This window comes from Arthrobacter liuii, assembly GCF_014639275.1.
Classification (GTDB): Bacteria; Actinomycetota; Actinomycetes; order Actinomycetales; family Micrococcaceae; genus Arthrobacter; species Arthrobacter liuii.
Window position 1 is genome coordinate 1 of sequence record NZ_BMFW01000042.1, and the last position, 26,148, is coordinate 26,148.

Annotated in this window: 23 protein-coding genes and 2 pseudogenes; 11 read left to right on the forward strand and 14 right to left on the reverse strand. The window is 63.8% G+C overall.

Going from position 1 to position 26,148, the window contains the following annotated elements:
* Positions 1 to 211 (reverse strand): recombinase family protein (locus IEW19_RS21285; RefSeq protein WP_188573562.1); only part of this gene is annotated, 211 nt, incomplete at its 3' end.
* A 32-nt stretch (positions 212 to 243) separates the two neighbouring features.
* Positions 244 to 1,109, reverse strand: a pseudogene (locus IEW19_RS21290) (IS3 family transposase); the annotation flags it as partial.
* A gap of 255 nt (positions 1,110 to 1,364) precedes the next feature.
* On the opposite strand from IEW19_RS21290, the gene IEW19_RS21295 reads away from it, so the two are divergent.
* On the forward strand, positions 1,365 to 2,414 hold the full coding sequence (locus IEW19_RS21295; RefSeq protein WP_188573563.1) for an IS110 family RNA-guided transposase: 1,050 nt from the start codon (positions 1,365 to 1,367) through the stop codon (positions 2,412 to 2,414).
* Positions 2,415 to 2,434: 20 nt separating this feature from the next.
* On the opposite strand, the pseudogene IEW19_RS21300 reads toward IEW19_RS21295, so the two are convergent.
* Positions 2,435 to 2,713 (reverse strand): annotated as a pseudogene (locus IEW19_RS21300) (transposase); the annotation flags it as partial.
* Between the two features lie 896 nt (positions 2,714 to 3,609).
* Here IEW19_RS21300 and IEW19_RS21305 point away from each other — a divergent pair.
* Positions 3,610 to 4,551, forward strand: a complete 942-nt coding sequence (locus tag IEW19_RS21305) for a ParA family protein (protein ID WP_188573564.1) — start codon at positions 3,610 to 3,612, stop codon at positions 4,549 to 4,551.
* 434 nt (positions 4,552 to 4,985) lie between these two features.
* Positions 4,986 to 5,297, forward strand: a complete 312-nt coding sequence (locus IEW19_RS23735; RefSeq protein WP_229748643.1) for a hypothetical protein — start codon at positions 4,986 to 4,988, stop codon at positions 5,295 to 5,297.
* A gap of 181 nt (positions 5,298 to 5,478) precedes the next feature.
* Here the strand turns inward: IEW19_RS23735 and IEW19_RS21315 are convergent, their stop codons facing one another.
* The 6 genes from IEW19_RS21315 to IEW19_RS21340 all read right to left on the reverse strand — a co-directional run bounded on the left by IEW19_RS21315 (position 5,479) and on the right by IEW19_RS21340 (position 11,327).
* Complete coding sequence (locus IEW19_RS21315) at positions 5,479 to 7,221, reverse strand: MarR family transcriptional regulator (protein ID WP_229748644.1); 1,743 nt, start codon at positions 7,219 to 7,221, stop codon at positions 5,479 to 5,481.
* Positions 7,222 to 7,522: 301 nt separating this feature from the next.
* Complete coding sequence (locus IEW19_RS21320; RefSeq protein WP_011776892.1) at positions 7,523 to 7,759, reverse strand: hypothetical protein; 237 nt, start codon at positions 7,757 to 7,759, stop codon at positions 7,523 to 7,525.
* 221 nt (positions 7,760 to 7,980) lie between these two features.
* Positions 7,981 to 9,423 (reverse strand): MinD/ParA family ATP-binding protein, encoded by a 1,443-nt coding sequence (locus IEW19_RS21325; RefSeq protein WP_188573567.1) that lies wholly within the window; start codon positions 9,421 to 9,423, stop codon positions 7,981 to 7,983.
* A 6-nt stretch (positions 9,424 to 9,429) separates the two neighbouring features.
* Positions 9,430 to 9,945, reverse strand: a complete 516-nt coding sequence (locus tag IEW19_RS21330; protein WP_188573568.1) for a hypothetical protein — start codon at positions 9,943 to 9,945, stop codon at positions 9,430 to 9,432.
* Positions 9,942 to 11,021 carry a CHAP domain-containing protein gene (locus IEW19_RS21335; protein WP_188573569.1) on the reverse strand — a complete coding sequence of 360 codons (1,080 nt, stop codon included), beginning with the start codon at positions 11,019 to 11,021 and terminating at the stop codon, positions 9,942 to 9,944. Before IEW19_RS21335 ends, IEW19_RS21330 begins: the two co-directional genes overlap by 4 nt.
* 33 nt (positions 11,022 to 11,054) lie before the next feature.
* Positions 11,055 to 11,327 carry a helix-turn-helix domain-containing protein gene (locus IEW19_RS21340; RefSeq protein WP_188573570.1) on the reverse strand — a complete coding sequence of 91 codons (273 nt, stop codon included), beginning with the start codon at positions 11,325 to 11,327 and terminating at the stop codon, positions 11,055 to 11,057.
* Between the two features lie 167 nt (positions 11,328 to 11,494).
* On the opposite strand from IEW19_RS21340, the gene IEW19_RS21345 reads away from it, so the two are divergent.
* From IEW19_RS21345 to IEW19_RS21380, 8 genes are read left to right on the forward strand one after another with little or no spacing between them, the layout of a single operon-like run.
* Positions 11,495 to 12,088 (forward strand): DUF6668 family protein, encoded by a 594-nt coding sequence (locus IEW19_RS21345; protein ID WP_229748645.1) that lies wholly within the window; start codon positions 11,495 to 11,497, stop codon positions 12,086 to 12,088.
* Between the two features lie 17 nt (positions 12,089 to 12,105).
* Complete coding sequence (locus IEW19_RS21350; protein WP_188573572.1) at positions 12,106 to 12,393, forward strand: hypothetical protein; 288 nt, start codon at positions 12,106 to 12,108, stop codon at positions 12,391 to 12,393.
* Between the two features lie 12 nt (positions 12,394 to 12,405).
* A complete protein-coding gene (locus IEW19_RS21355) occupies positions 12,406 to 13,128 on the forward strand; it encodes a DUF8175 domain-containg protein (protein WP_188573573.1) in 723 nt (240 codons plus the stop codon).
* On the forward strand, positions 13,121 to 14,479 hold the full coding sequence (locus IEW19_RS21360) for a TrbL/VirB6 family protein (protein WP_505592653.1): 1,359 nt from the start codon (positions 13,121 to 13,123) through the stop codon (positions 14,477 to 14,479). The genes IEW19_RS21355 and IEW19_RS21360 overlap by 8 nt, the downstream gene beginning before the upstream one ends.
* A 1-nt stretch (position 14,480) precedes the next feature.
* A complete protein-coding gene (locus tag IEW19_RS21365) occupies positions 14,481 to 15,992 on the forward strand; it encodes an SCO6880 family protein (RefSeq protein WP_188573574.1) in 1,512 nt (503 codons plus the stop codon).
* Entirely contained in the window at positions 15,992 to 17,596 is a 1,605-nt protein-coding gene (locus IEW19_RS21370) for a putative type IV secretion/conjugal transfer ATPase (protein WP_188573575.1), read from the forward strand. The genes IEW19_RS21365 and IEW19_RS21370 overlap by 1 nt, the downstream gene beginning before the upstream one ends.
* Positions 17,596 to 19,365, forward strand: coding sequence for a type IV secretory system conjugative DNA transfer family protein (locus IEW19_RS21375; protein ID WP_188573576.1), 1,770 nt, complete (start codon positions 17,596 to 17,598; stop codon positions 19,363 to 19,365). The genes IEW19_RS21370 and IEW19_RS21375 overlap by 1 nt, the downstream gene beginning before the upstream one ends.
* Positions 19,358 to 19,780, forward strand: a complete 423-nt coding sequence (locus tag IEW19_RS21380; RefSeq protein ID WP_188573577.1) for a DUF4913 domain-containing protein — start codon at positions 19,358 to 19,360, stop codon at positions 19,778 to 19,780. The genes IEW19_RS21375 and IEW19_RS21380 overlap by 8 nt, the downstream gene beginning before the upstream one ends.
* Positions 19,781 to 20,080: 300 nt before the next feature.
* On the opposite strand, the gene IEW19_RS21385 is transcribed toward IEW19_RS21380, so the two are convergent.
* The 5 genes from IEW19_RS21385 to IEW19_RS21405 all read right to left on the reverse strand — a co-directional run bounded on the left by IEW19_RS21385 (position 20,081) and on the right by IEW19_RS21405 (position 25,715).
* Entirely contained in the window at positions 20,081 to 20,395 is a 315-nt protein-coding gene (locus IEW19_RS21385; RefSeq protein WP_188573578.1) for a putative quinol monooxygenase, read from the reverse strand.
* A 122-nt stretch (positions 20,396 to 20,517) separates the two neighbouring features.
* Complete coding sequence (locus IEW19_RS21390) at positions 20,518 to 21,459, reverse strand: PLP-dependent cysteine synthase family protein (protein ID WP_188573579.1); 942 nt, start codon at positions 21,457 to 21,459, stop codon at positions 20,518 to 20,520.
* Positions 21,460 to 22,237: 778 nt separating this feature from the next.
* Complete coding sequence (locus IEW19_RS21395; protein ID WP_229748647.1) at positions 22,238 to 23,515, reverse strand: glycosyltransferase; 1,278 nt, start codon at positions 23,513 to 23,515, stop codon at positions 22,238 to 22,240.
* Positions 23,512 to 24,123, reverse strand: coding sequence for a TetR/AcrR family transcriptional regulator (locus tag IEW19_RS21400; protein WP_188573581.1), 612 nt, complete (start codon positions 24,121 to 24,123; stop codon positions 23,512 to 23,514). Before IEW19_RS21400 ends, IEW19_RS21395 begins: the two co-directional genes overlap by 4 nt.
* Before the next feature lie 350 nt (positions 24,124 to 24,473).
* The gene (locus tag IEW19_RS21405) at positions 24,474 to 25,715 is read right to left on the reverse strand and encodes an AbrB family transcriptional regulator (RefSeq protein ID WP_188573582.1); all 1,242 of its coding nucleotides are present in this window, start codon (positions 25,713 to 25,715) and stop codon (positions 24,474 to 24,476) included.
* Positions 25,716 to 26,148 lie beyond the last annotated feature (433 nt).

Genomic DNA, 26,148 nt, shown 5'->3' on the forward strand with positions numbered 1-26,148 from the left:
ATCGCCCGAGCCGGTCCAGTGTCGTGATAACGAGGGTGTCACCGTCGATCAGCGCCCGGAGTGCCCGATCAAACTGGGGCCGGGAAGCCCGCGCCCCGGACACACCGTGATCCACGTGAAGGTCATCGCGTCGGACGCCAGCGGCGAGCAGATCGGCCTGCTGCCGGTCAGTGGACTGCTGCCGCGTCGAAACACGCCCGTACCCGATCAAGGGACTGCCCCGGCTTTTGTTGACTCGGGGTCTTAGGCCGCTGTGAGCGCGGTCCGGTTGATTGTTTCATATTCGATGGGCGTGAGTTTTCCCAGCCGTCTTTGCCGTCGCCGGCGATGGTAGGTTCTCTCGATCCAGGTCGTGATGGCGAGCCGGAGTTCCTGCCTGGTGAGCCACCGTTGACGATCCAGGACGTTCTTCTGCAGCAGCGAGAAGAACGATTCCATCGCGGCGTTGTCCGCGCACGCACCGACCCTGCCCATCGATCCGGTGAGCCCGTGGTGCCGGAGGGACTCGACGAACCGGCGTGACCGGAACTGGGACCCGCGGTCCGAGTGGACCACTGTCCCTGCCGGGCGGCGTGAGCGCTCTCCAGTGCGGGGACGGCTAGCGAGGACTTCATTCGCGAGTCCATTGAGTAGCCGACGATCCTGCCGGAATAGACGTCCTTCACCGCGCAGAGGTAGAGCTTGCCCTCTGCGGTGGGGTGTTCGGTGATGTCCGTCAGCCACAGCTCGTTCGGCGCCGCGGCGGTGAAATCCCGCTCGACCAGGTCGTCGTGGACCGGTGGCCCGGGTCTGCGGTTCAGGCCACGCTTCTTCGAGAACACCGACCAGATGCCGTGGTCCCTGCACAGGCGCTGGACCCTGTTCTCACCCGCAGTGATGCCCTTCTCCGGGAGTTCATCGGCGATGAACCGGTACCCGAATGCCGGGTCATCGGCGTGGATGTCCAGGGCGGCGTTGACCAGGTGCGCATCGATCCAATCGCGTTCCGTGACCGGGTTGGCCTTCCACCGGTAATAGCCTTGCTTGCTGAATCCCAACACCCTGCAGGTCACCGCCACGGGAACACCGTCGGCGGCAAGATCCGTGACCAGCGGGTAGATCTGTAATGGTCAGGTGCCGGCCCGAGGTCGGCTGGCAGGCTGGTCCCGGAGGACGGCGTGTGACTCAGGGTATATCCGACCCGCTCAGGCGGTGTCTTGAAAATGACTTGTCCGCACCATTCTCCGGGCACGGCCTGCCCCGCGCGGATGACCTGATCAGAAGACTGTCCACCAATTGGGTGTGACCCGTTACAGATGCGTCTCCAAGCGACCCAGGCAGGCTCCTGTCACCTAACCGGGCTAATGAGAAGAGGAGAGCACACAATGGCGATCATCGCAGAGGAATTCGAGTTCGTCGTCGGAGTCGACACCCACGCCCGCACCCACACATTCACAGCCGTTCACTGCGCAACCGGTGCAGTGGTCGACACCGCGGTGTTCCCAGCCACCTCCGCGGGAATGGACCGGGCCATCACCTGGATCCGGGGCCGCACCGGCGAGGAGAAGGTCTTCGCAGCGGTCGAAGGCACATCCTCCTATGGCGCCCAACTCACCCAAGCACTGCTGGCGGTCGGCATCGACGTGGGCGAAGTCAGGCAACCGGCACGCTCGTCACGGGCCCTGACCGGCAAGTCCGATCCCATCGACGCCGAAGCCGCCGCCCGCTCGGTCCTTGGACGTCCCCGCGAGCAAGTCATGGAACCACGCGCGGCCGGAACCCCGGCAGCGATCAGGATCCTGTTGGCCTCCCGGTCCCTGCTGGATCACCAACGGACAGCCAACCGCAACGCCCTCACAGCCCTACTCCGCGGCACCGACCTCGGAATCGACGCCCGGTCATCCCTGCGGGACGCTCAGATCAGCACCATCGCAGCCTGGCGCAGCTCCAACATCGCCGACCCCATGCTTCGAATCGCCCGCGCCGAAGCCAAACGCCTGGCATCGGCCGTCAAAGACCTCACGACCCAGCTCGCCGAAAATCACAAGGCCTTGGCCCAGCTCACCGACGAACTGGCTCCAGGACTCCAAACCACACCCGGAGTCGGTCCCGAAACAGGGGCGATCATCATCTGCGCCTACCCCCATCACGGCCGGATCCGTTCAGAGGCGGCCTTTGCCGCCCTCGGCGGCGTTGCTCCACGCCCTGCATCCTCCGGTAACACCACCAGACATCGGCTCAACCGCTCCGGCGACCGCCAACCCAACCGCGCCTTCGACGTCATCGTCCGCACCCGAATGAGCTTCGACACCGCAACCAGGGACTACGTCGCCCGCAGCCGGGCAACAGGCAAATCAAACCGCGAGATCCGCCGGAACCTCAAACGCTACGTCTGCCGCTCCATCTTCCGCCAACTCCAAACCACCATGGCTTGACAGACCCCATAGAAGAGTCATTTTGGGTTGATGTCCCTGGCCAGATAGGCAGCGGCCCGGCGCAGAATCTCGTTCTCCTGCTCCAACAGGCGGTTCCGCTTCTTCAGCTCCCGCATCTCGGCCGACTCCGCCGCCGCCGGACCGGCCCCGGATTCCTTACGGTCCGCGATGGCAATCCAGCGCTTCAACGTCGTGACCGAAAGCCCGAAATCCTTCGCAATCTGCGCCAGCGGCGCCTCGCCCTTCCGGGCCACATCAATAACATCCTGGCGGAACTCCGCCCCATAAGCCGTGGGCATGCTCAACATCCTTCCACGAGCACAAGCTCGCTAGGTCAAGGAGTCAACAAAACCGGGGGCAGTCCCTATTGCGGCCAGCGTAGGCAGTGTCAGCGAACGACCGGTTCGCCGGTCGTACGCCCGTCCAGCGCTGAGGCACTCAGTCGGCCCTGGGTATGGCAGCAGCAAATTGCCTTCTGAGTTTTTTAGGCGAGGAAATCGCCGAACCATTCCCCCGTCCACTAAAGATGTCCCCCAGTGGCCGTAAAGCGACGGAGTGCATGATGGGGCACAAGGCAAACTTTTCTGCTTGCGCACTGCGCACGAGTCAGTGGCATGGCCGGGTTAAATCAGCCGCTCCCCTGCTCCCGCGCTCTCTGCCCCAGCTAGGATGAACTTATAGTCACCACCAGAAGTCCGCCTTAGCGGGAGACCAAGTGATGCATCAGACTCCATACGCCTTCATGCCATAACTTCTATTGGATGAACTACGGTTCGGCACGTCGGTTAGCAAGCCTTACGTGATGCCTTTGAGTCCATGGCATAAAAGGCACATCGGCACGCCATTAGATATGTAGTTACCGCCGTAAGTAACCAAGCTAGACCTCCAATGGGGACAACCACGAATGACCACGCAGGACGGACCATAGGACCACTAATTGATCCCATAACCACATGCACAATTTGACGAACAATGGCGAGCCACAGGAGATGTAGGACGGTATTCGACACACGAAGACGCATACGAAAAACGGCACGAGGTCCTGCCATGCCCAAGACGTGCAGTCCAACCAGTCTTTCTGCTCTACGCAATATGTCCGCCCTTATGCGTGTCACTGCCAGCATTCATGGACGACAGCACATAGCGTTGAAGGTAGGAACAAATCCAACCCGTCAAGTAGGAGAGTCGTCGGCCGATGGTACGATCGCTGCAAACCCCCGCACCGCCGAAGCCCCAGGCAACACGCGCAATTGACCGCGTCATCTCTCTGGCGAACGGCAAAGGCGGAGTCGGCAAGACCACCACCGCAGCTAACGTTGCCGGGTACGTCGCACTGGCTGGCTCCCGCGTGCTGCTGATTGACCTTGACCCTCAAGGTGACTTGGCCCGCGATCTCGGATACGACCGGCAAACCGGGAGGGAATTCTTCCAGGCCTTGATAGCCGGCACGCCGCCGATGATTTTGCGCAACGTGCGGGACAACCTTGACGTCATTCCGGGCGGCCAGGACCTCGAAGACATCCAGGGACTCATGGTGTCCCGCTCCAGCCGCTCGGACGCCGGCGACTTCGGCGACATGCTCTACTCCGTTCTAGCCCCACTGGCGGACGATTACGATCTGATCCTGATCGACACCCCGCCAGGGGAGCGAATCCTCGTAGAAGGCGCCTTCGCAATCTCCAGTGCAGTCGTTATTCCTACACGTTCTGATGATGCGAGTATCGACGGTGTCGAACGCGTCGCACGCCGCTTCATGGCTGTACGTGACAGGAACCCGTCGCTGCAATTGGCGGGGATCGTCCTCTTCGGTGTCGGCCCGCGCTCCATGCGTCTCGAGCGCAGCGTTCGAGATACTTTGGAAGAGATGCTCGGCACCGTCGCCCCGGTCTTCGCAACCCGCATTAGGAACCTTGAAAGCGCAAGCGCGGACGCACGCCGCAAAGGCCTCCTCTTCCATGAGCTTGAAGGTGCGGTTACCGACGCTCAGAAAAATCGTCTGAAAGCGCTCCGGGCGGGGGAGAGGCCGACAGACGGTTTCTTCTCACGGAATGCAGGGGGACTCGCAGAAGAGTACGAGCAACTGACAGGCGAGATCCTCGCCCGACTCAACGAGATCGAAAGCGGGAACGAAGCATGAGCGGCCGACAAAGCCTTGCCGGGGCATTCGCACCGGTAGCGCCCGCCCGCGGTGCTGCACTCCAAGGATTGTTGCCATCAAGGCGGGTGAAAAGCACTCCCGAATCGGGGTCAAACACGAGCGACTCCGCTGATGCATCGACCCAGGAAATTGTACAAGTGTCCCCATTGGCAGATCCCGACACGGCAGACAGGGCAGTACCTGCCGAGCAGCCACAAGCGGATAACCGGTCGGCTGAGCAGGAACCAGTTGAAGAGCCGCCCCTCGAGGCGACAGGAGTGCGGTCGCAGCCCACACCTACGTCAACCAAGACCCCAAAGGCCACCACGAGGCACCAGCCTGCTGCCAAGAAAGCTGCTAACTCGAACAAAGCCTCCGAGCTGGTTCCCGGCGCGCTACGCAACGTTGGAGTCTACCTTCCGCCAGGACTCCTAGTGCAGGTAAAAGATGCCGTCTACAAGGAGCGAACCACGTACGCGGACCTGTTAATCGACGCTTTCGAAGCCGTCGACGACGAGCAGATTGCCAAGGAGTTCACTCCGGAGACCACTTTGACAAGATCCGGCATACCCCGCCGGGCACCGCGTAAAAGGGGAGAGGCCGGCATTCAGATCCAGTTACGCCTCGACGGGTTGCAGGTCGCCTGGCTAGATGAAAAGGTCACCGAGTTCAACGCACCGTCACGCAGCGCGCTCGTATCGGTCGCTTTCAAACTTCATATGAAGGCAGTACAACCCGTCGACTGAGGCTGATCTCTATTGACGCAAGCAAGGCTAGTCTTCCTATAGTGCTTATGGCATGTCTTATGGCACTAACACGGGGAGTCTCGCTGTTCCTTGATGGGTAACTGCCCAGTCACATCCCCCTACTTGGATGTGCAGACTGCGAAAACAGTCGTACAACTACCATGGGCTCCAGCACAGACCATCATCCGGCTCTATTGAAGGCCAGATCGGAAAGTGACCATTCATCTGGTGGTCCCTCGAACGTCTCCCATGGATAATCTTCGTCAGGGGAGAGGAGCACCGGTACGGTGTTGACGTTTTTGGCCAGCCATTCCCGCCAAATTATCCGGTCGTTGCGGTAACGCTGTAACTGACTGGCGACCGCTTCGAGTACCCCAAATTGTTCGGCGAGCTGCCTCAATGACGTCTCGGCTACAATCGACCAAGCCCGGCAGGAGTTGCGGACTACCAGGTTCCAGGCGGCGAGAACGTCCAAGGCTTCGTGGACAGCGGAACGAGACAGCCGAGTGATCCGTACAATCTCGGCTGTTGGCATACCGGGGGAGTGCTCTAAGGTTTCGTAAACGAACGCGGCTGGCAACCCCAGCTCCCGGAAAACCGGACGGAGAGCATGAACTTTCCCTTTCCGCCATCTCATCTCTTCAGCTGCTGCCTTGAGCTCTTCCGGAATAGTCAGCATATAGAGATCACCTTTGGTCCCTCGTCCCTCCTCAACAAGAGTGACCAGGGGATCCTTCTCAGCACGCAGCTCCCGCAGATGCATCGCTACCGTCGTGTGGTCTAATCCAGTGGCGACCGCAATGGAACGTACGCCGAACTCAGCAAACCTAGACCCTGTCATGTGGGCTGCCTCGCCAAGCGACCGGAGAACCATCCTCCGAGCCAAACCGGCCTTGGATTGCTGATAGTTCACCTCTCTGATCCTCAGAGCATTCCGCCAGGTTCGAATGTACCGATGCTCTGCATCGGGATTCGAGATTTCGGTTACGCCCTGTAGTGCTAGGCCCTGTGTATTTGGCTGGCTTGTGGGGGATTTGCGGACATTGTTATTTCCGTCCCTTCTGGTCTTGTTTTTGTTCAGGTGTTTGAGGGCGTTCTGCCAGTCACGGCGCAGGGCGGGCAGTCTGTGCTTAGCGGCGTAGCGTACATAGAAGGAGGCCAAGCCGGGCCAAGTCCCCTGGAGCATCCGTCGCTCAACATCGATGAGATGCAGGCCGGCACCTGCGGCCGAGAGGATGACGGCTTGGCGGGCCTCCGAGTCAGAGGCGTATTTGGTGGTGTCATAGATGCCGGTTTGGGCGAGCACTTGCATGAGCCGGGACATGCGTCCAACAGGCTGTTGGACGGCGAGGGCATCCGAGGTCGCCGGAGTTAAGGACTCATTCTGTCGGAGCGCCCGGACTGCCTTGATTTCGGCAGCCAGGTCTTTGCTCATTGCCGACCAGACGGCAGAGCTGTTGGGTCGGCGGGCGATGTCGTAGGCCATGGATAGGCTCATCGCCAGTTCCTGGTGGCCGCCGCGCTTGTGCGGTGAGCCGGGAGTCCGCATGCAGCCGTGGAGCAGATTTTGGTGAGGGGTCTTATCTAGGGTTCGGTACCGGCTGCCCAGCGCCTCAACAAGATCACGCGCTTCAGAAAACGTGATTCGCTGCGCGAGTGGGACGTAGACGTGACGGCCGCCGTTCGGGGAGTAGTCCTCGATCCAGCGTGCGCCGACCGAGTGCAGCCAGGTCTGTACGGCGCGGACGTCAGCTTGGACCCAGTCAGTACCTGCAACGGAGGAGTCGAAGTCGAGGAAGATTGCCGCGCAAGTGCCGTCCTTGCCGAAGATTCTCACCGCCGCGGGTAGCGAGGGAAGTGCTTGCGTGAGGTTTCGTTCGTGCTTCTGCGGATAGGTCTTACCTGCGTCGCGAGAGAGGCGCATTCGGGGCTGGCCCGCTAGCAGGGGTGCCAAGGCTGCCCAGACAGTAGCCGGACTGTCCCGCTGATTTGACACGCCTGAAGTTGGGCATGCTGGAAGCACGGAGATGTGCTGATGTACGATGTGAGTAATCCTTTCGGGGATTGAAGTATCAAAAAGGGCCGATCCTGCCAGATCGGTTTCATAGCAACACAAGGGATGGCCTGTTATGGCCCTCCACGACTTACAATCTGATCCGCCGGCAAGCAATCCAGATGGTGAGTCTCAAGCTTCGAAGGCCCGTCTAGTGCGGGCCTTCTTTGTTTTATGAGGCGATGCGAATGGGCAGCTCCTGCTGGTAGTCGTCCTGGTCAAGTGCGGCTAGGTCTTCTTTGAGTCGCGGCTCGACAACGGACAGAAGGTATTCAGTAACGGTCAGGCCCTTGTGCGCTGCCACTTTGGCGATACCGTCAGCGGTAGGTTCGGGTGAGCGAAAACCAATGAACTTACGCAGCCCCTTGCTGGGACGCCCGCCGCCTCGATTTACTGCTACTGCCGTCATTTGCTGTGTCCTTTGATTTTGTAGCCGCCTAAACGGCTACAGCTTCATCGTTGTGGTGCCCGCCCCGCAGAGTTACAGGATGACCCTTTGCGGTTGCTCCGAAACTACCACCGGCTCAACAGCCCTCTGGGGATTTGTTTTCAGAAAACGGGAGCGTGTCGTCTTTGTGACGTGACACTCTTTGCGTCCTTCTGAAGCGCGGCGTGCCGGTTCCATCTCTTCTAGAAGCCTTTTGCGACGGCGGCTGCTGCGGCGAGCCATGCACGTTGGGTGGCGGGTTGCAGGGCGTCGTAGCGGATGGGGCCGTTTACCAGGGCGGGGTCGTAGGGGATGCTGACCACGGCCCGTACGTGCGGGGTGAACGCTTCCGCGATCCTTTGTGCTTCGTCTTTGGCGCGTTTGAGTGCGTCGCCGCTCATGCTTCGTTTGGCGTCCGTGGACTCGGAGACGATGACGACGGCGTTTCGGGCCAGTTCAGCATCGTGGCCACCACGGGATTCGAGGGTTTGGAGGGTCAGGCGGGCGGCTTCGGCACGGTCTTCGATGGCTGTCACCGGGACGACGAGCTGGTTGGTGTGGTGGATCATGCGGCGCCAGTTCGCGGCGCGGGCGGTGTTGCCGGAGTCCATGACGATGAGCCGGTAGTAGCGGGTCAGTACCTGATGGGCGATATCCACTTCTTCGGCGGTCACTTCGTGGTCGCCTTCGTCGTTTTCGTCTGAGCGCAGGACGTCGAACTTGTCCGCGGTCTGGTGGTGGACGAAACGGGCGATCTCGGCTGCCTGGGCGCCGGGGGAGAGCAGTGCCTGGGATGAGTCGATGAGGTCCAGGACACTGTTGTCGTGGCCGCCCTTTTCGGTGCGCCAGCCGAGCGTGCCTTGGGATTCGTTGTTGTCCCAAGCGACGGTCGCCGCGCCGCTGTAGCGGGCGAGGATCGCGCTGAGCATGACGACGGTGGGGGTCTTGTTCGCTCCACCCTTGCGGTTGACGACGGCCACGGTGCGGGGGCCGGGCCAGTGCTGACTCACGGTGCGGATGTCTTCGCGTTCGGCCAGCTCCGCAGGGGAAGGGTCCATGCGGAAGCCGAGGCGGCTGAGGGCACCGCGCCAGCCGCGCGTGGCGGGTTGCAGCACGGGCGCACTGACAAGGAAGGAGCTGTCTTTGAGGCTGCGCCGGGCAGCAGGCTCCGTGGCTGCTTTTGAGGCCACAGCGGGCTCCTGGGTGGGCGCGGTCGTGACGGCTGCACCGAAGGTCACCGGCGCGGCGTCGGCAGCGTGTGCCGGCGCTTCTTTGGCCGCAGAGGCATCGGGAACCGACGCTGGTGTGGGAGCAGGGACAGCCGTGGCCTTGGCGGGTGCGGCCGTGGCGGGCAGGGTGTCCTGCTCCCGCCGGGAGGCGGGCTTTATCGGAGTGGCTTCGCTGACGAGGCCGTCGGGGGAGACGATGATGAGGCCCTGGCCGTCTGGATCGGTGGTGCTGACGCGGACGGGGCGCCCGAGCTGCACGGCGGTTTTGGTGATGAGGCGCAGCGCATCGTTCAGGACGGCGGCTTCGTCGGCGGCCTCGATCGCGTGGGAAGTTCCGTTGATGGTGACTTCGCCGGTGCCGTTAGTGCGGAGAACGGCGTTGATCTTGGGGAAGTCGAGTGCTTGGGTTTCCATCATCTGTCCTTACTCCGTGCCGTTCGGGGGTGTGAAGCGGTTGACCTGCCAAGGTTTGTCGGCGGCGCTGCGGAGCAGCTGAACGTCGTAGTCGCCGGCATCGGTGGGGAACACGACGTGGCAGCCGAATCCGTTGTTCTCATCAGTCTTCAGTTGGCCAGGGCCGGTGACCTTGGTGGCTGGGATGTTGGCTGGGTCGACGTATTGGTAGTCGGCGGTGGCTTGGGCGGTGAGGACCTGGCCGAGGTCCTGGATCCATTCCTTGTCCGTGACCGCGGGGCGGGCGTAGAGCGTCATGGCCTTGGTCGCGGTGTCCACTGCGGCTGTCTTGCTTGCTTCGTCCCAGACGATGCCGAGCGTCGCCGGGGCGGTGCCGCCGGGAGCCTGGGCCTTGCCGCCTGCGCTAAGGGTGGCCGGCGCAGCGGTGGAAGTGGCGGGCGCTTGGTTCGCTGGCGTGGTGTTGGCTGCCGACGCGCACGCGCTGCACAGGAGCAGGGCCGTGAGGGCTGTCAGGATGCGTTTCATGGTTCCTCCGGTGAGTCGCTGCCGGGCAGATAGAGAAAGGCACTGGGAGTGCCGTTCTGGACGGTTCGGGTGTAGTAGGTGTGGTCGTTCGGTGCGGGGTTGCCGTTGTAGCCCTCTTCCAGAAAGCTGCCGTCACCGTTGACGGCTTTGACGACGGCGACGTGACCGTAGGTGCCGTCTGCGCCTCCCGTGCCGGGGGAGTACCAGACGACCGCCCCGACACGGGATGTGGTGCCGGTGGGCCAGCCTTTGGCGTCCCAGCCGTCCTTCCACGTCAGCGCGGAGCCGAGAAGGGCACCGTCGGGCCGGAAAGTGCCGTTCAGGACCTTGTAGGGCGCGGTGCTGCTACCGAGCTGCTGGTTGACCCGCCAGAGCGCGAAGTCCACGCATTCACGGTTGAACATCCCCAACGGGGATGCCTCATAGATCTTGGCGGTGCGCCACGGCAGATCATCGCCCTTGCCGGACTCACCCGGGATCCCGCAGGAGCTTGTACCCCCGGCATCGGTAATCTGCACGTCGCCCAGGGCTGCCACGATCTCGACGGCGGGGGCCCAGTAGGTCTGGTAGTGGAAGGGGTCGGCGTTGCGCTGGACCCGGTGGGCGGCCGTGGTGGGTTCGAGCTGTTCCCAGCCGTTGATGTTCTGCAGGGCCTTGAAGAAGTTGGTGGCGGAGGCGGTGGGATTCATGCGGTCCTGGTAGGTGCCCCAGGCGCCGTTGTCGCGCTGCTGGAACAGGCCCCGGGAGTCGGGTCCGGGGCCGTCGCCGTGGTCCAGGATGCGCAGCCCGGACTCGCCCATGGCCGTCATGACACCGATCGTCTGTCCACGGACGGACAGGCCGAGGGATTTGCCGGCGTTGATGATCAGGGCGGCGTTTTTCAGTTGCTCTCCTTCGTAGCCGGCGATGGCTACTTTGGGCAGTTGGTCAGCGTCAGCGCTGACGCCGGGCCCGGTCGGTGAGCACACATCGGCCGCGGCCTGGGAGCCGCCGCCGATCAGGATGATGGACAGCACGAGCCCGATGGGGGCAAGGACGGCACCTGCGGCCAGTACGGGCGCGTTCTTTGACTGCATGTGTCCCCCTCACATTCGCTCGGCTGCTTCGCGCTACTGCTGCTGGTCCTCGGTCTCCCGGGGTGTTTGGCCCTTCCGCAGGGTGTTCCGGTTTTCCCAGACCCAGTCTTTGACTTGATCTCTGGCGATCAACCATGTCTTCTCGACTTGGTAAGCAGGAATCACCCCGGTTTGGAGCCAGCGGTAGACGGTGTTTCGAGAGAGCCCGAAGATCTCTTCCAGGTCCTGGGGCGTCAGACGCTCCGGGTACTTGGCGAAGAGAGCTTCCAGGTACTTCGGGTCCACGCTCAGTCCGTCCCACCGCATGAAGCCATCTTAGACCATGAATTGGTACTGTGATGTACTGGGAGTGACTGAAAGGTATTAAAGCTGCTGTTCGGGGTCACCTTTGGCCTTTCGTGTCGGATGGTACCGATACGATCTTTGCGGACATTACTAGGGGATGTGAAATGCCGGTCTCAAAGAATCGCTGGGTGACGCTCGGCGCAGACGCTATCGACGAACCTGATTTAGCCATCCCGGAAGTGCCAGCCTTCGTTCCTACGGGGGCGACCAGGCCACAGATGAGCGTGCCGCAGCCGGACCACGCGGACCGGCTTCCCTGTCGGGACGTCTCCGGCAGGGAGCCGGGGTTTTGGTGGCTTGGCGTCCACGGCGGCGCCGGTGAGACCTCGCTCGCACGGCTCGACAAGAAGACCAAGGCAGCCGGGCATCACTGGCCTGTGACAGCAGCCGGTTCCGTCGTTGTGCTGGTTGCCCGTTCCAATATCCCTGGCCTGCGTGCAGCACGGTTGGCGGCAACTGAATGGGCATCAAGGTCCCTTCCCGGGATCCAGGTCGCCGGGCTCGTGGTCATGGCCGACGCGCCGGGACGGCTCCCCAAAGAGATCCGAGACTTCTCCCGCGTCGTTGGCGGGGGAGTGCCCCATGTTTGGCATTTTCCCTGGGTCGACCCATGGCGCTATGGCCATGACGTTGCCCCTGAAGAACTTCCCAAAGAAGCCCGCACCGTCCTTGAGCAGGTGCGCCTCGCCGTAACTGCCGCTGCCGGACACCCTGCCAAGTAGAAAGAGGAAACCCTAAAATGTTGTTCTCCAAAGCCATGGAATGGTCGAGCCTTGCCATCACCGAGATACCCAACCCGGGCACGGGCGAGGCCCCTCCCGGCTCTGAAGGCCTTCTCACAATCCTCAAATGGATCGCCTGGATCGTCTTCGGCCTGGCAGTGGCCGGCATCCTCATCACAGCCGGGACGATGATGATCAACAACCGACGCGGCGAAGGCGGCGAGCACGCCGGCCGCCTGGCATGGGTCCTGGGCGGCTGCATCCTGGCAGCCTCCGCCGGCGGTGTCGTAGGCGCCCTGGTCTAAGGAGCGACAGCCATGACTACACCGACCGTGAACGAAGACCAGAGCCCGCTGACCAAACCTAAGTTCATCATCTCGGCCGTTGTCGTGGCGATCATTGTCGCGCTTGGGATCATCCTGGCCCTCCCCAAAGGAGGAGGAACCCCGACAGCCGAGCCGAGCAACTCCGGATCGACCACCGCCAGCACCCAGCCCAGCGCGGCAGCAGCCGCAAGTGTCTGCGGCTTGCCTTCCGGCGACCAAGCCAAACCAGCAACCACGCTCACCGACACCAAATGGGAACTGGTCGGCAAGATCGCCGCGCCAACATCACCTGCGCAATTCGGGCCCGGCAAGACCGAAGCCAACGGTCTCCGCGCCTGCTTCGCACACTCACCAACCGGCGCGCTGTACGCCGGGGCAAACATGATTGTTCTCGGAAGTTCTGGGCGCCCTGACCTGTTGGCCCAGCATCTCGTGGTCGAGGGACCGGAACGAGACAAGATGCTTTCGGAGCCACCTACGAGCGCCCCAAGGACGGCACCGTTTCAGATCGCGGGCTACAAGGTCGTGGACTACACCGGCGATCGCGCAGTAATTGAATACGGCCTCAAAGCAGCAAATGGCAGCGTAGGGTCAGTGCCCGTTGCAATGCAGTGGCAAGGGGGAGATTGGAAATGGGTTCTGCCGGCTACCGGTATGGCAGAAGCACGACAGCTCTCTGATCTGAACGGCTTTATTAGTTGGGCGGGTGTCTAACTTGCTTCCGGCCAACGAGAACGGACAGCCCTGCAAACCGTGGGAAGTTGGATGCGTCGTTTCAGACTGGGCGAATGATCGTGCCAATGACGCGGTCAAGAACATGGCCCAGGCAATCGCAGACGCTGTGGGGAACGTGGTCAAGACGCTTGGGACGTTTTGGGTGAATGTGGGAACTCCTGCCCTAACCGCTGCGCCGGGTGGGTCCACGGCAAGTGATTCGGTGTTGTTCCTGCAGAACAGCCTCTACTTCTGGACCGCTGCTCTTGCTGTCCTGTCTGTGCTGGTGGGCGCAGCCAAAATGATCATTGAACGCAGGGGTGCACCCCTGCGGGATCTCGCCCGTTCACTCGCAACGCTGGTCGTCGTCTCCGGCGCCGGCGTCGCAGCGGTCGGACTGCTAACCGTCTCAGCAGATCAGTTCTCGGCCTGGATCATCAAGAACTCTACGGATGGAACATCGTTCAACGACAACATCACTGGGATGTTGGCGCTCTCGGCCACCAGCCCGATTGGGTCGATAATGATCATCCTTTTGGGGCTCATTGCAATTCTCGCTTCCATTCTCCAGATCGTGCTCATGATCGTGCGTGGCGGCCTGCTCGTGGTCCTCACGGGGATCTTCCCCACAGCTGCAGCTTTCACCAACACGGAGGCTGGAAAGGGCTGGTTCCAGAAGTGCACGGCCTGGCTGATCGCCTTCATCCTCTACAAGCCGGCGGCGGCCATCATCTATGCCACAGCGTTCCGGCTCACCGGCACCAAGATCTTCGGAAACGGCGGCGACGGCAAAGACTTCGGATCTGCACTGTTGACGACTGTCACGGGCTTGGCGCTGATGGTCATTGCCCTGTTCGCCATGCCGGCCCTCATGCGGTTCGTGACTCCGATGGTTGGGGCAGTTGCCGGCGGCGGGGGCGCCGTTGCAGCCGGTGCTGTCGGTGCCCTGGCTTCCGGCGCTATCAATATGGGCAGCGCCGGTCGGGGTGGCGGTGGAACGGCCAGCACCATGCCGAGCAGCTCATCGAATCAGTCTTCCGGCTCTCAGGGGCCATCGGGGACTGGGAGCCAGGGCACGGCAGGGACGTCCGGCACGGCTGGTAAGACCGGCGGCCAGGGAGCTTCCGCAACAGCGCCCGCCGCAAGCGGTGCACAGGCCGGGACTGGAGCAGCTTCGGCTGGTAGCGGTGGAGCTGCGGCCGGTGGCAGTGGGACTGCAGCTGGTGGAGCTGCGCCGGCAGCCGGCCCGGTGGGCGTCGGCGTGCTGGCAGCCCAAAAAGGCCTTGCGGCCGGTCAGGCTGCCGCCGGGGCCGTCAGGAACATAAGCGAAGAATCAACGGGGGGTGCCTGAGATGGCGGCTATCGAAAACACTTACGTGGAACCGACCTATGGCAACTGGCGCCGCCCGCGCAAGGCAGGGATCGGCACGTTGGGCGGTCTTGCCACGGCGGGCCTTTTCATCGGCCTTATCGTCACAGTGATCTGCTTCTTCGTCGGTGGTTGGGCCGCCGGCCTGGTGGCTTTGCTCGTCCTCGGCATGGCACTGGCCGTTGTCTCGGTGACGGACAAGCACAACAAGTCCATCGGGGAGCGGGCTTTCGCTCGGCTGGCGTTCCGCTCGGCACGACGGAAGAAGACGAACATCTACCGTTCGGGCCCTCTGGGGCTGACCCCCTGGGGCGAGTATCAGCTGCCCGGGATCGCCGCCGGCTCAAAGCTCTACGAGTTCGCTGACTCCTACGGCCGACCATTCGCGTTGATCCACCTTCCGTCCACAGCTCACTACACGGTGGTCTTCGGCACGCAGCCTGACGGCGCGTCTCTGGTCGACCCTGAGCAGATTGATGCCTGGGTGGCCAACTGGGGAGGCTGGCTGGCGTCCTTGGGCAATGAGCCGGCCGTCGTCGCCGCATCGGTCACCGTAGAGACCGCACCGGATTCCGGGGCGCGCCTGCGCCGGGAAGTCGAATCGAATATCCATGAAGATGCACCCGCCATTGCCAAGGCAATGCTGAGAGAGGCCCTTGAGACATACCCACAAGGGTCGGCCACGATCCGTGCCTGGGTCGCACTAACGTTCAGCGCAGCAGCCCGGGCCGGCGGCAAGCGCCGCACCGCCGATGAGATCGCACGCGATCTCGCCTCCCGTCTTCCCGGCCTGACGGAACGTCTGGAATCCACGGGGGCCGGCGCATGCGCGCCGCTGAACGCTCAGGAGCTGTGCGAAGTCGTCCGGGTCGCTTACGATCCTGCGGCCGCGCGGCTGATCGATGAAGCCCACTACCAGGGCACGCCTGTTGATCTGGGCTGGGGCGAGGTCGGGCCTTCGGCACATCAAGCCGGCTGGGACAGCTACCGCCACGACTCCGGGCACTCGGTGTCCTGGACGATGACCGGGGCACCGCGCGGCCACGTCCTCGCGTCCGTGCTCGCCCGTCTCGTCGCCCCGCACGGGGAGATCGCCCGCAAGCGCGTCACGCTGCTGTACCGGCCCATTGAGTCGGGCCGTGCGGCCGCCATTGTGGAGTCTGACCAGACCAACGCCCTGACGCGGGCTTCATCCACCAGCCGGCCGACGGCGCGCGCCCTCGTGGACGCCCGCGCAGCGACGGCCACGGCTGCGGAAGAAGCCAAGGGGGCGGGGCTGGTGAATTTCGGCATGGTCGTCACGGCCACGGTGCTGTCCTCCAGCGCTCTGGATGACGCTGTTGCCGTCGTAGAGGGCAACCTCGGCCCGTCAGCCCGCCTGCTGCTGCGACGGGTCTACGGCTCCCAGGATTCAGCTTTTGCTGCATCCCTGCCGCTTGGCCTGGTCCTGCCCAAGCACTTGAAGGTGCCCGAAGAGATCCGCGAGGCCATGTGATGTTCGGCAGCAAGACCAAGCACAAGCGCACTCCCGCCAGCACCCGCACGCTGCCGGCCGCCGTCGTTCGCCGGCCAGGCCTTCGGGGCTGGCGCGGACGCGGGCAAGGCGAAGCCATCTACGTCACCGCCGCCGACGAGTGGCGCGGCACCTCCGTCCAGGTCTGCGGGCTATGGCCTTTCGTGGGCGGCAGTGGCACCCCCATTGTGGGCGTGCCGATCGGTGTCCACACCGACACCGGAGCCCCGTTCGGGGGAGATCCCATCAGCTGGTTCATGCACGGCATGATCAACAACCCGTCAATGTTCGTCCTCGGACTGCCGCACTACGGCAAGTCCACGCTGGTCCGGCACATCGTCCTGGGCCTTGCCGGCCGGGGCATCAACCCGTTGATCCTCGGCGATTTGAAGCCCGACTATGTTGACCTCATCGAAGCCCTGGGCGGCCAGGTCATCAGCCTGGGGCCCGGCCGTGGGCACCTCAACGTCCTTGACCCTGGCGAAGCCACGGGCGCGGCCATCCGGTTGCTTGCCTCGGCCGAAGAACACCGGGAAAACGCCAACCGGGCCACGGACCAGGAAGCGGCCGCGCAGATGCTCAATGCAGCAGTGAAGGCCGAGAAGCTGGCCGAACAGCTCATGGCCGACTCGCACAACCGGCGCCTGAACATGATCACGGCACTGATCACGATTGTGCGCAACGCCAAGCCCAGCGCCCACGAGGAATCCCTGATCGACCGGGCACTGCACATCCTGGACGAGCGCCTGGACCGCGTGCCCCTGATCGGGGACCTGATCGAAGTCATCAAGGATGCCCCCGACGAGCTGCGCGCCATCGCCCTGGACCGCGGCGACATGAGCCGTTACCTGGACGCGACCGACCAGCTGCGCCAGTCGCTGTACTCCCTGGACGGCTCGGGCCGGTTCTCGGACATGTTCTCCCAACCCACCGACCAGCCAATGGACCTGACCAAACCCGTGGTCTTCGACCTCTCCGGGATCTCCGACACGCAACGCGACATTCAAGCGGCCTGCCTGCTGGCCTGCTGGTCCACCGGGTTCGCCACCGTCCAGGTCGCCCACACGCTCGCCGACGCCGGCCTGGAACCACGCCGGAACTACTTCGTCGTCATGGACGAACTCTGGCGGGCCCTGCGCTCCGGCGAAGGCATGGTCGACCGGGTCGACTCCCTCACCCGCCTAAACCGCACCGAGGGCGTCGGGCAGGCCATGATCACGCACACCATGAGCGACCTCGAAGCCCTGCCCACCGAATCCGAACGGATGAAAGCCCGCGGGTTCGTCGAACGCTCCGGGATGGTCGTCTGCGGCGCCCTGCCCGGGGCCGAAATGGAAAAACTCAACAAAGCCGTCACCCTCTCCCGGGCCGAGCAAGCCCGGCTCATCTCCTGGACCGACCCCGGGTCGTGGACCGACGTCGGCGGCTCCCGCAAACGCGTCCGCCCGGGTCTGGGGAAGTTCCTCTTCAAAGTCGGCGGCCGGCCTGGGGTGCCCGTCGCGCTCAAACTCACGAGTGTCGAAAAATCCCTGCACGATACAAATAAGCGCTGGACGATCAGCCGGGACGGCGAGGGGGAGAACTGATGGGTGCACCAAACAGCGGCAAACGCTCAGGACTGGACACCGAAACGATCCTGCTCTGGATCGTCATCACCATCGTGGTGGTCGGCGTCGGCTCGGTCGCCGGGGCCGTGCACCTCGGGTCAATGCTGTCCGGTGACGGCCAGCAGCTGCCGGCCAACCCGTTTGAACTGGTCTTCGGCCTGATCTCGCACAAGGTGACCTGGCCCGCGGCCGCGACCGGGGTACTGGCCGGCTTCGGCGTCCTGGCCGTCGTCGTGGCCGTTCTGGTGGTCCGTGCCGTGCTGCGCCGACGGTCCAAGCGTTCCCGTGTGGACGCCGCTGCCCAGCACATGGCCAACGGCCGGGACCTGCGGGCCCTGAGCCTGCGCGGTGCCACGGCCACGGCCGAACGGCTCGGAGTGAAGGGCTCACCCGGCGTGCCCGTAGGTAAGACGGTCCTGGGCGGGCAGATGGTCTACGGCTCGTGGGAAGACATGCACATCGACATCTGGGGGCCCCGAACGGGCAAGACGACCTCCCGGGCGATCCCGGCGATCCTCGCCGCCCCGGGAGCTGCGTTGGTGACATCGAACAAACGGGACATCGTCGACGGAACCCGCGACGTCCGCGCCGCCGAGGGCCCGGTCTGGGTGTTCGACCCGCAGTCCGTCGCCCTCGAGGAACCCGCCTGGTGGTGGAACCCGCTGTCCTACGTCACGGACGAAGTGCGGGCAGCCCGCCTGGCTGACCACTTCGCCGCAGGCTCCCGCGGCCCGGATGCCAAAACGGATGCCTATTTCGATCCTGCCGGCCAGGATCTCCTGGCCGGCCTCCTGCTCGCGGCGGCTCTCGACGGTCGGCCGATCACGCAGGTTCATACCTGGCTGACCAGGCCGGCGGACGACGAAGCGGTGGACATTCTCAAGGCCCACGGATTCGCCCAGACATCCAACGCCGTCGGCGGCGTCGTCAACGCCCCCGAAAAGCAACGCGGCGGCGTGTACGGCACCGCCCTGCAAATGGCATCGTGCCTCACCAACCGCCAAGTCGCGCGGTGGGTGACGCCCCAGGGTGACAATGACACCCGGCCCCAGTTCGACCCGGCAGCATTCGTCCGCTCCAAGGGCACCCTGTACAGCCTGTCAAAGGAAGGCAAAGGCACCGCTGGGCCACTCGTGACGGCACTGACCGTCGCCACGGTCGAGGCCGCCGAAGAACTCGCCGTCCACTCACCCGGCGGCCGCCTCGCCACACCCATGCTCGGTGTCCTGGACGAAGCAGCCAACGTCTGCCGCTGGCGCGAACTGCCCAACCTCTACAGCCACTACGGCTCCCGCGGCATCGTCCTAATGACCATCCTCCAATCCTGGTCCCAAGGCGTTGAAGTGTGGGGCCGCGACGGCATGCGCAAACTCTGGTCCGCCTCCAACATCAAGGTCTACGGCGGCGGTGTCGCCGAAGCCGAATTCCTCAACGAACTCGCACAGCTCGTAGGCGAATACCGCTACTCCAACACCACCCGCAGCCGCTCCAAACAAGGCACCTCCTACAGCCACGACGACGACCGCAAAGAACGCACCCTGGACGTCTCCGACCTGGCCGCGTTCCCCCGCGGCCGGGCCATCATGTTCGCCTCGGGCGCCCCCGCCGCACTGCTGGAGACAGTGCCCTGGATGAGCGGACCGCAGGCTGATGCCGTGCGGGCCTCCATCGCCGCACACGACCCCGCCAACAAGCCAGCGACCGAGGCTGGGAACCGATGGATCGCCGCAGGCGCCTCTAATGAGTGAAGGACTGGGGGAGTGGGACGACGAGCTCGATGCCACCACAACCCCGACGGAGCCGGCCGAGGAGGATGCGGACGCACCTGAGCTGTTTTACCCGAACGTGGCCGAATTCGTCAGCGGCAAGCTCGCGACCAGCTACCGCCGGCAGCTCAACGTCCAAGGCGGCGTGACCTGGTGCCCACAATGGTGGAAACACGCCGAAGCCATCAGCCGCCTCGAAGCACTCTGGCGCGCCTGGGAATTCCTCCGCCTGGACGGCACCACAGGAATGAGCGTCTGGTGGCGCGACCACGCAGACCACCACATGTCCGTCCTGCTCTCAACAGATGGGCCATTCAAGGGCTGCACCCCGGACGACGGCCACCGCGCCAAACTCGCCCCCCTGCCCTGCGAGGAGCCACCCCCAGGACTGTTCTAACGGGTTCCGCTAGCCAACGCCCAAGGTGACCACGCCGACTGTCCAAAATTGGGGTCGATCCGGGTTATCCACGGCTGGAAACCGGGAGCCACCGGGAAAGCTCCCTCAGCTGGCGAAGGAAAAAACCCACAAACAAGCCGTTCCGTCCCTGGCCAGACGCCGTCTCAACGTCCTCTGGGCCATGCTCCGCGACGGCACCCCTACCAACAACCCAACGCCAAAGCTTTCTGAGCGCCGGCAAAAGCTCGTGGCCACGCCACGCAGAAGACGGATGGAATGGTCCTGGAAACCCAGGACGGCTTACTTAACGGCGATCAGCTCAACTATCCGGATGTCCGGGTCCCCAGCCAGCATCGCCGGGCCGTGTTCGCCGAGGGCGGCGGGTATCGCCCCGCTGAGGTGGGCCTGGCGGTCTTCCTCGGTGTCAAAAGTGTCGAAAATGCCGAAAGTGGTTTCACTGGCGCGGAAGGCATACCAAGTACGTGTGCCGGGTTCGCCAAGCACAATGTCACGGCCACCGTTCAGGAAATCCCACACTTCCTGCTCTTTCCCGGGTTTCGCCTCAACCAATGCAAGCACTCCGAATCTAGGCGCCACCGTGATCTCCTTAGTCATCGTCCGAACCGGTAAGGTGCCGGCCTGACCGGAGTATAGGCCTGCTACTGCCGAGCAGGCAACGGATCCCTCCACCAGGCTTCCTGGTCGTTGGAATTGCAGGCGCCCCGCTGGTTTGGAGGCTAGATTGTTCCGGATCGGTAGAGCTCGGTCGAGAGGTAACGGAGTCCGGAATCGCAGAGGATGGTGACGATTGTTGATCCGGGGCCCATTCGTTCCGCGGTCCGAAGAGCCGCGACAACATTCGCCCCTGAGGAAGTCCCGGCAAAGAGCCCCTCTTGCCGGGCCAAGCGCCGCGCCATATCCATTGCCTCGTCGGCGGATACGGTGAGGATGCCATCGACAGTGTCCGGTTCCCACAGCGGGGGAACAAAGCCGATACCGATGCCCTCGATGCGGTTGGGGCCCGTCGGTTGACCGGACAGGACAGCGGATTCGGCCGGTTCGACCGCAAAGACCCTGATGTCTGGATTGTGCGCGCGGAGTGCACGCGTGACCCCGTGAATCGAGTGAGCGGTTCCGACCGTGTGCACGAACGCGTCGATCCGGCCTTTTGTCTGTGTCCAGATCTCTTCCCCCAGGGGCAGATACCCGGTGACCGCGTCATGGTTATTCAACTGGTCACACCACCACATGCCCGGTTGTTTCGATACTTCAGCGGCGCGGGCGATCATCTGCTTGATCAGCGCTTCGGTGATTGCGCCGTTATTACTGGGAACGTCCTCGACGGTGGCGCCAAAGGCAAGCATCGTCCGGCGTTTTTCGTCACTGAACGCGTCGGAGAAGACGACGTGGAGACCGAAACCAAGCACAGCGCAAGCAAACGCCAGCGAAATGCCGGTCGTGCCAGCCGTGTATTCGACGACAGTTCCTCCCGGGACAAGGCGACCGTCGCGCACGGCGCCTTCGACCGCCGTGCGGGCCATCCGGTCTTTCATACTCCCTGTCGGGTTGGCCCACTCCAACTTGACGAAAATCCGGGCACCGTTGGCCGGCGCCACCCTCCGCAGCTCCACGAGGGGCGTGTTCCCAATCCCCGCGAACGCACCTTCTGAATCGTTCATCTCCGAAGACCCTCTGCTCGTGTGGCGGCTGATAGAAGATATCGTGGCACCCTGGTAAGCCCGAAACAACAGAACACGGAAGGCACCACGACATGCGCTCTGAACGATGAGAGCGAGGCGCATTCTCAACCGCAGCGACCCGGCGAAGAGATCTATGGAAACACACCATCGGGATCAGACTCACACCCGCAGCGCTGCCGGATTCATCCTGTATTGCCATGGCTCTTCGGAATGAGCTGCCGCTACCCACAGCCGGGGACAATTCCTCATGGGTTATCCACCGCTACCGCTGCCGAGGGAGCTCCCCAAACGGCTCCCACAAGAATCAGCCATGGATAACCCGAATTGACCCCAGCCGCGGATAGCTTCAGGGGCACCTTGAGTGCCGCGCAGCACTGCTGGAAACGATGATTGTCCTTGACAATCCCTATTGAGATTCCTTCGGGCTTTTCCCGCACACATGATGGACGACAGGAACCAGCCGACCGCCTGCACACAACCGCCAGGTCACCACACGCGGGAACCTCACCCCCGAGACAACCGGCGGATGCGCACAGCCTCCCAAATACCCTCCCCCATCCCGGCCTCTGATTTTCGCTGCTCCTGGCGCACCGTCAAGGGCGCTGCACGTCACTTCGTGATGGACCTCCGGCCCGCCCGTGACCGCGCACCCTACGCAGACATTTCGGCCTTTATCGGGATGGGCGGAACAGCTGTGGGGGTCAGTACAACCTACGGCGCCCGCGGGAAGGAGTGGTGCGTGCAGACCCGGCGGGAGTTAGAGCTGGTCCGGGCCTCCCCGGGCTGCTTCCGGTTCTGGGTTGTGCGGTTTCGGGCTGATGAGTTCCTCGATTGCTTCTGCGCCGGCGGCTGCTCCTCCGGCGGCGCGGTAGCCGGCGGCTATGCGGTGGGCGCCGTCGGACATGCCTGCGGCGTGGTGGACGGCGTGTCGCAGCCGTTCGGGGGTGAGCTTTGCCTTGGGCAGGCGAACGCCCGCGTTCGCGTGTTTCACCCGGGCGGCGACCTCGAGCTGGTCCCGTCCGAATGGTACGACGATGCAGGGGACACCGGAGCTGAGCGCCTTCTGGGTGGCGCCCATCCCGCCGTGGGTCACGGCCACGGCTGAGCGTGCGAGGACCGGCCCGTGCGGGACAAACCGCTCGACCCGCACGTTGGCCGGGAGGGGCCCGAGGTCCGCGAGACCGGCGGGCATCGTTATGACAACCCGGTAGGGCTCGCCCTCCAGCCCTTTGACGGCGGCCCGGGCCAGGGCTTCATCGGCCTGGTACTCGGAGGATGTGGTGACGAGGATGAACGGGTCACCCGGTTCCTGGAGCCATGCGGGTACCTGGGCCGGGGGTTCCCAGGGGAGGGCGCCGATAAGGCGGATGTCGGGCGCCCAGTCGGGGTGCGGGTACTCGAAGGGCTCTGAGGTCGCTACAAGGGTCAGGGGTGCGGACCGGAAGAACTCGTCGGCGCTCGTGACCGCTGGCACTCCGTTGGCGGTGAGGATTCCGTTGATGCCCGGGAGGAATCGCTTTTCGAGCTGGCCCATGACCAGGGGCCGCAGCAGGCCGTCCCGAAGCCGTCCGAGGGGGCCGGGGAGGGGTGGGAGTCCGGGGCCGAATGGAGGCGCGCCCCGTGAGGTGACCGGAGGGGTGTAGGGGCAGAACGCGGCCCAGGGGCCTCCCCATGCCTGGGCGGCCGCGCGGGCTCCCCAGGAGTTGAAGTCGACGATAACGGCGTCAGGGGACGTTGCGGCGATCGCAGCGGTGAGGTCTGCGCCGTCGATCGCCGCTCGTCGGACGAACACGTCCACGGAGGCTGAGAGGGCATCGAGTGTGCTCTTGGCGCCGAAGTCGCGGTGCTCGATCGCGGCGATCCGTTTGTCGATAGGCTCGGCTGTGAGGCCGAGACCACGCAGGGGCTCGACCTGGCCTGGCAGGGTGCGCACCTCCACTTGGTGTCCGCGCCGGGTGAGCTCGAGGAGCAGCGGCGTCATGGGGAAGAGGTGGCCGATGGCGGGGGATGTGTAGGCGAGGATGCGGGACATCATGTCCTCCGGGTGAGGGGTTCGAGGAGCTCGAGGATTGCTTGGATGTACGCCTCCCGGCCCAGCCCGGAATCGACCCGGAGGAGCTTCCAGACGTAGACGTCGCACACGGCGATGAACTGGGCCAGACGGCGGTCGCGCTCGTCACCGTTGAGCCCGTCAAGGAACGGCCCGAACACCTGTGCGCACCAGGACCGGTGGTAGGCCCGGCCGTTGGCCGTGACAGCCGCCAAGAACGGCGACGACGACTCCTCCGCAAGCAGCCGCAGGGCGAGGTGCCCGTCCCGCTCGTAATGCGCGGCGAGGTTGGCGACGGCACCTGCGAGGTCACCCGGCACGGCTGCATCCCGTTCAGCAGCTACTCTGGCCGCTTGCCGCTCGGCTGTCGCGGAGAAGAGCTTGTCCTTATCACCGAAGCGCCGAAGTACTGTCTGGACAGTAACGCCGGCGCGGGCCGCGACAGCCTCGAGCGTGATGCCCGCAATGGGCGTGCCCACCACGAACTCACCTGCCGCCACGTCAAGGATGCGCTCCGCGGTGGCCGCTGCGGACTGCGCCCGTTTCGTCATCACATAGCTCCGGCCGGAAGCCCCCGATTTCATGTAAGTCATACTAACTCCAATAAAGCGGGAATGCGAGAAGGGCGGCTGGTGAAGAAGTGAAATATCCAACTAAGGTCTTGCCATGCGGCGCAAGGGCCTGTAGTTGCCCGGTTGGGGTATGCCAAATGGGATTCAAACGGTTCGTCCAGTGCAAGGCGACGAAAGACATCTCTACTCGCCCTTCCCGTGAGCCTCAAGCCACAGCAATTGGTCCTAATGCGCTTTGTGCATTGACCCCTGAGCAGCTGGCGGAATCGACCGCCGGACGGGCGGCGAGGCCGCCGCGACGACATCGCGAGCCGGGGGGCTCCCGGATCCCCGGCTGCGTCGGTCACTACGCCGTGGAGTGACGGGCGGTATCAGGAGACGGCTGATTCGGTCACGATCGGGAGTTGTTTGGAGGCGGCGGGCGTGGGCTGCAGTGTTGGCGTTATTTTGCGGGCCAGCCAAGTGATGATGGGTGGGGTTAGGAGCATCACGATGAGCAGACGGGTGCTTTGAACGGTCGAAATGGCGGGGAGGTTTGTATCCATGGATGCAGCTGTGGCCAGTACGGCGTTGATGCCGCCCGGTGTCGTCGCGAGGTAGGCGTCGATCAGGGGAAGGCCCAGGGCTGCTGAGAACGCCCAGGCCAAGGCCCCACAGCCGAGGCAGACTGCCATGATCCAGAGCAACACATGGGGGAACAGCCTGCCGATGCTCCGCACGGAGGCCCAGGTGAACCGCAGGCCTACTTCAAGGCCGACCAGTGTGAAGAGAAGGCTGCGCAGCACGCCGTCCGGCGCGAAGCCCTCCGCGGTTCCCGTGAAGACAAACAATGCGGTTATGACCATCGGCCCGATAAGCGCGGGGGCGGGTAGCGAAAAGCGTTTGCCTGCCCTAACCCCGAGGATGCAGACGGCGGCGAGCATGAGCAGGCCCGGGAGCTGATGCGTCCCTTGTGACAGGTGGAGGATCCGGTGGGGATCGGCCCAGAGCGGCGCGCCCCCAGAGCTCGCGTTCCCATCGGTGGCCGGGTGCATGGCGGTGGCTACCACGGGCGCTGTGAAGGCCACGAGGGCCACCCGGAGGTACTGCGCGAAGGCCACGAGGCGGGAGTCGGCGCCCAGATCCTCTGCGGCAGCGACGATGGCCGCGGAACCGCCGGGCACCAGGCTCAGCGCACCTTCAGCAAGACTTGTACGACCCCATCTGGCCAGGAGAGATCCGGCCATGAGACACAGCCCGATGGTCAGGATGGTCACCGCCGTCATCGGCAAGGCCGTGGCGCCGGCTGATTGCAAGGCAGCCGGGGTGACGTAACTGCCCATGAGAACGCCGATTCCGGCCTGCGAGGCCACTGCCGCCGGCTTCGGCAGCTGCCGCTTGACCGCCCCTGAGAGGGCTGCAGCAGCACCGACCACGAGCGCCACCAGCAGATGAGGCGCCGGGAGGCCGGTGAGCGAAGCGGCCTCGCCCAGGGCGAAGGCAACCCCGCCCAGCGCCAGCCACAAGGCCGCGGACGCCACACCATCCCGACCGAGCGATCCGACCGGAAGCCATCGCCATGGCCCTACGGCCGGCGGCATCATTGTTGCGGCTTTAGTTCCTCGGTTGAACATAGGCTTTCCTCCGGTTAGCTGTTCACCGGCCCCGTCGCCCTGACGCGAACTACTTTCCGGGCCGCAGCTGACGGATGAAGAAATTGGGGATTAATTCCAGCCTCGGTTTGGGTGAAGGTCCAAGGGAAGGCAGTGAGTAAAGCATGCGCGCTGTCAACGACCCGCGTTGACTCATAGAAAACCGCGTAGCCGGATCTACCGTTCGCCGCCCAGTCCATGGCTTGTTCACCCAGGGTGAAATAGACTTTGGTTGGGCTGACTTTTTATGTTCCGGCCGCGCGTGCAAGTCTTCCGCGGTCCTTTAATCGTGCAGGGAGTTTACGGTTTCCCCACCTCGTCGACAGTGGGCAGTGGTACGACGATTGTCATTGTTGATGCCTACAACGACCCGAGCGCCGAATCAGACCTGGCCGTATTCAGCGCCCAGTTCGGG

Bases quoted from the DNA above. Each gene is read 5' to 3' on its own strand.
- IEW19_RS21295 (WP_188573563.1), top strand. From the start codon at position 1,365: ATGGCGATCATCGCAGAGGAATTCGAGTTCGTCGTCGGAGTCGACACC.
- IEW19_RS21305 (WP_188573564.1), top strand. From the start codon at position 3,610: ATGGTACGATCGCTGCAAACCCCCGCACCGCCGAAGCCCCAGGCAACA.
- IEW19_RS21315 (WP_229748644.1), bottom strand. From the start codon at position 7,221: ATGCGCCTCTCTCGCGACGCAGGTAAGACCTATCCGCAGAAGCACGAA.
- IEW19_RS21320 (WP_011776892.1), bottom strand. From the start codon at position 7,759: ATGACGGCAGTAGCAGTAAATCGAGGCGGCGGGCGTCCCAGCAAGGGG.
- IEW19_RS21325 (WP_188573567.1), bottom strand. From the start codon at position 9,423: ATGATGGAAACCCAAGCACTCGACTTCCCCAAGATCAACGCCGTTCTC.
- IEW19_RS21330 (WP_188573568.1), bottom strand. From the start codon at position 9,945: ATGAAACGCATCCTGACAGCCCTCACGGCCCTGCTCCTGTGCAGCGCG.
- IEW19_RS21335 (WP_188573569.1), bottom strand. From the start codon at position 11,021: ATGCAGTCAAAGAACGCGCCCGTACTGGCCGCAGGTGCCGTCCTTGCC.
- IEW19_RS21340 (WP_188573570.1), bottom strand. From the start codon at position 11,327: ATGCGGTGGGACGGACTGAGCGTGGACCCGAAGTACCTGGAAGCTCTC.
- IEW19_RS21350 (WP_188573572.1), top strand. From the start codon at position 12,106: ATGTTGTTCTCCAAAGCCATGGAATGGTCGAGCCTTGCCATCACCGAG.
- IEW19_RS21355 (WP_188573573.1), top strand. From the start codon at position 12,406: ATGACTACACCGACCGTGAACGAAGACCAGAGCCCGCTGACCAAACCT.
- IEW19_RS21365 (WP_188573574.1), top strand. From the start codon at position 14,481: ATGGCGGCTATCGAAAACACTTACGTGGAACCGACCTATGGCAACTGG.
- IEW19_RS21370 (WP_188573575.1), top strand. From the start codon at position 15,992: ATGTTCGGCAGCAAGACCAAGCACAAGCGCACTCCCGCCAGCACCCGC.
- IEW19_RS21375 (WP_188573576.1), top strand. From the start codon at position 17,596: ATGGGTGCACCAAACAGCGGCAAACGCTCAGGACTGGACACCGAAACG.
- IEW19_RS21380 (WP_188573577.1), top strand. From the start codon at position 19,358: ATGAGTGAAGGACTGGGGGAGTGGGACGACGAGCTCGATGCCACCACA.
- IEW19_RS21385 (WP_188573578.1), bottom strand. From the start codon at position 20,395: ATGACTAAGGAGATCACGGTGGCGCCTAGATTCGGAGTGCTTGCATTG.
- IEW19_RS21390 (WP_188573579.1), bottom strand. From the start codon at position 21,459: ATGAACGATTCAGAAGGTGCGTTCGCGGGGATTGGGAACACGCCCCTC.
- IEW19_RS21395 (WP_229748647.1), bottom strand. From the start codon at position 23,515: ATGATGTCCCGCATCCTCGCCTACACATCCCCCGCCATCGGCCACCTC.
- IEW19_RS21400 (WP_188573581.1), bottom strand. From the start codon at position 24,123: ATGACTTACATGAAATCGGGGGCTTCCGGCCGGAGCTATGTGATGACG.
- IEW19_RS21405 (WP_188573582.1), bottom strand. From the start codon at position 25,715: ATGTTCAACCGAGGAACTAAAGCCGCAACAATGATGCCGCCGGCCGTA.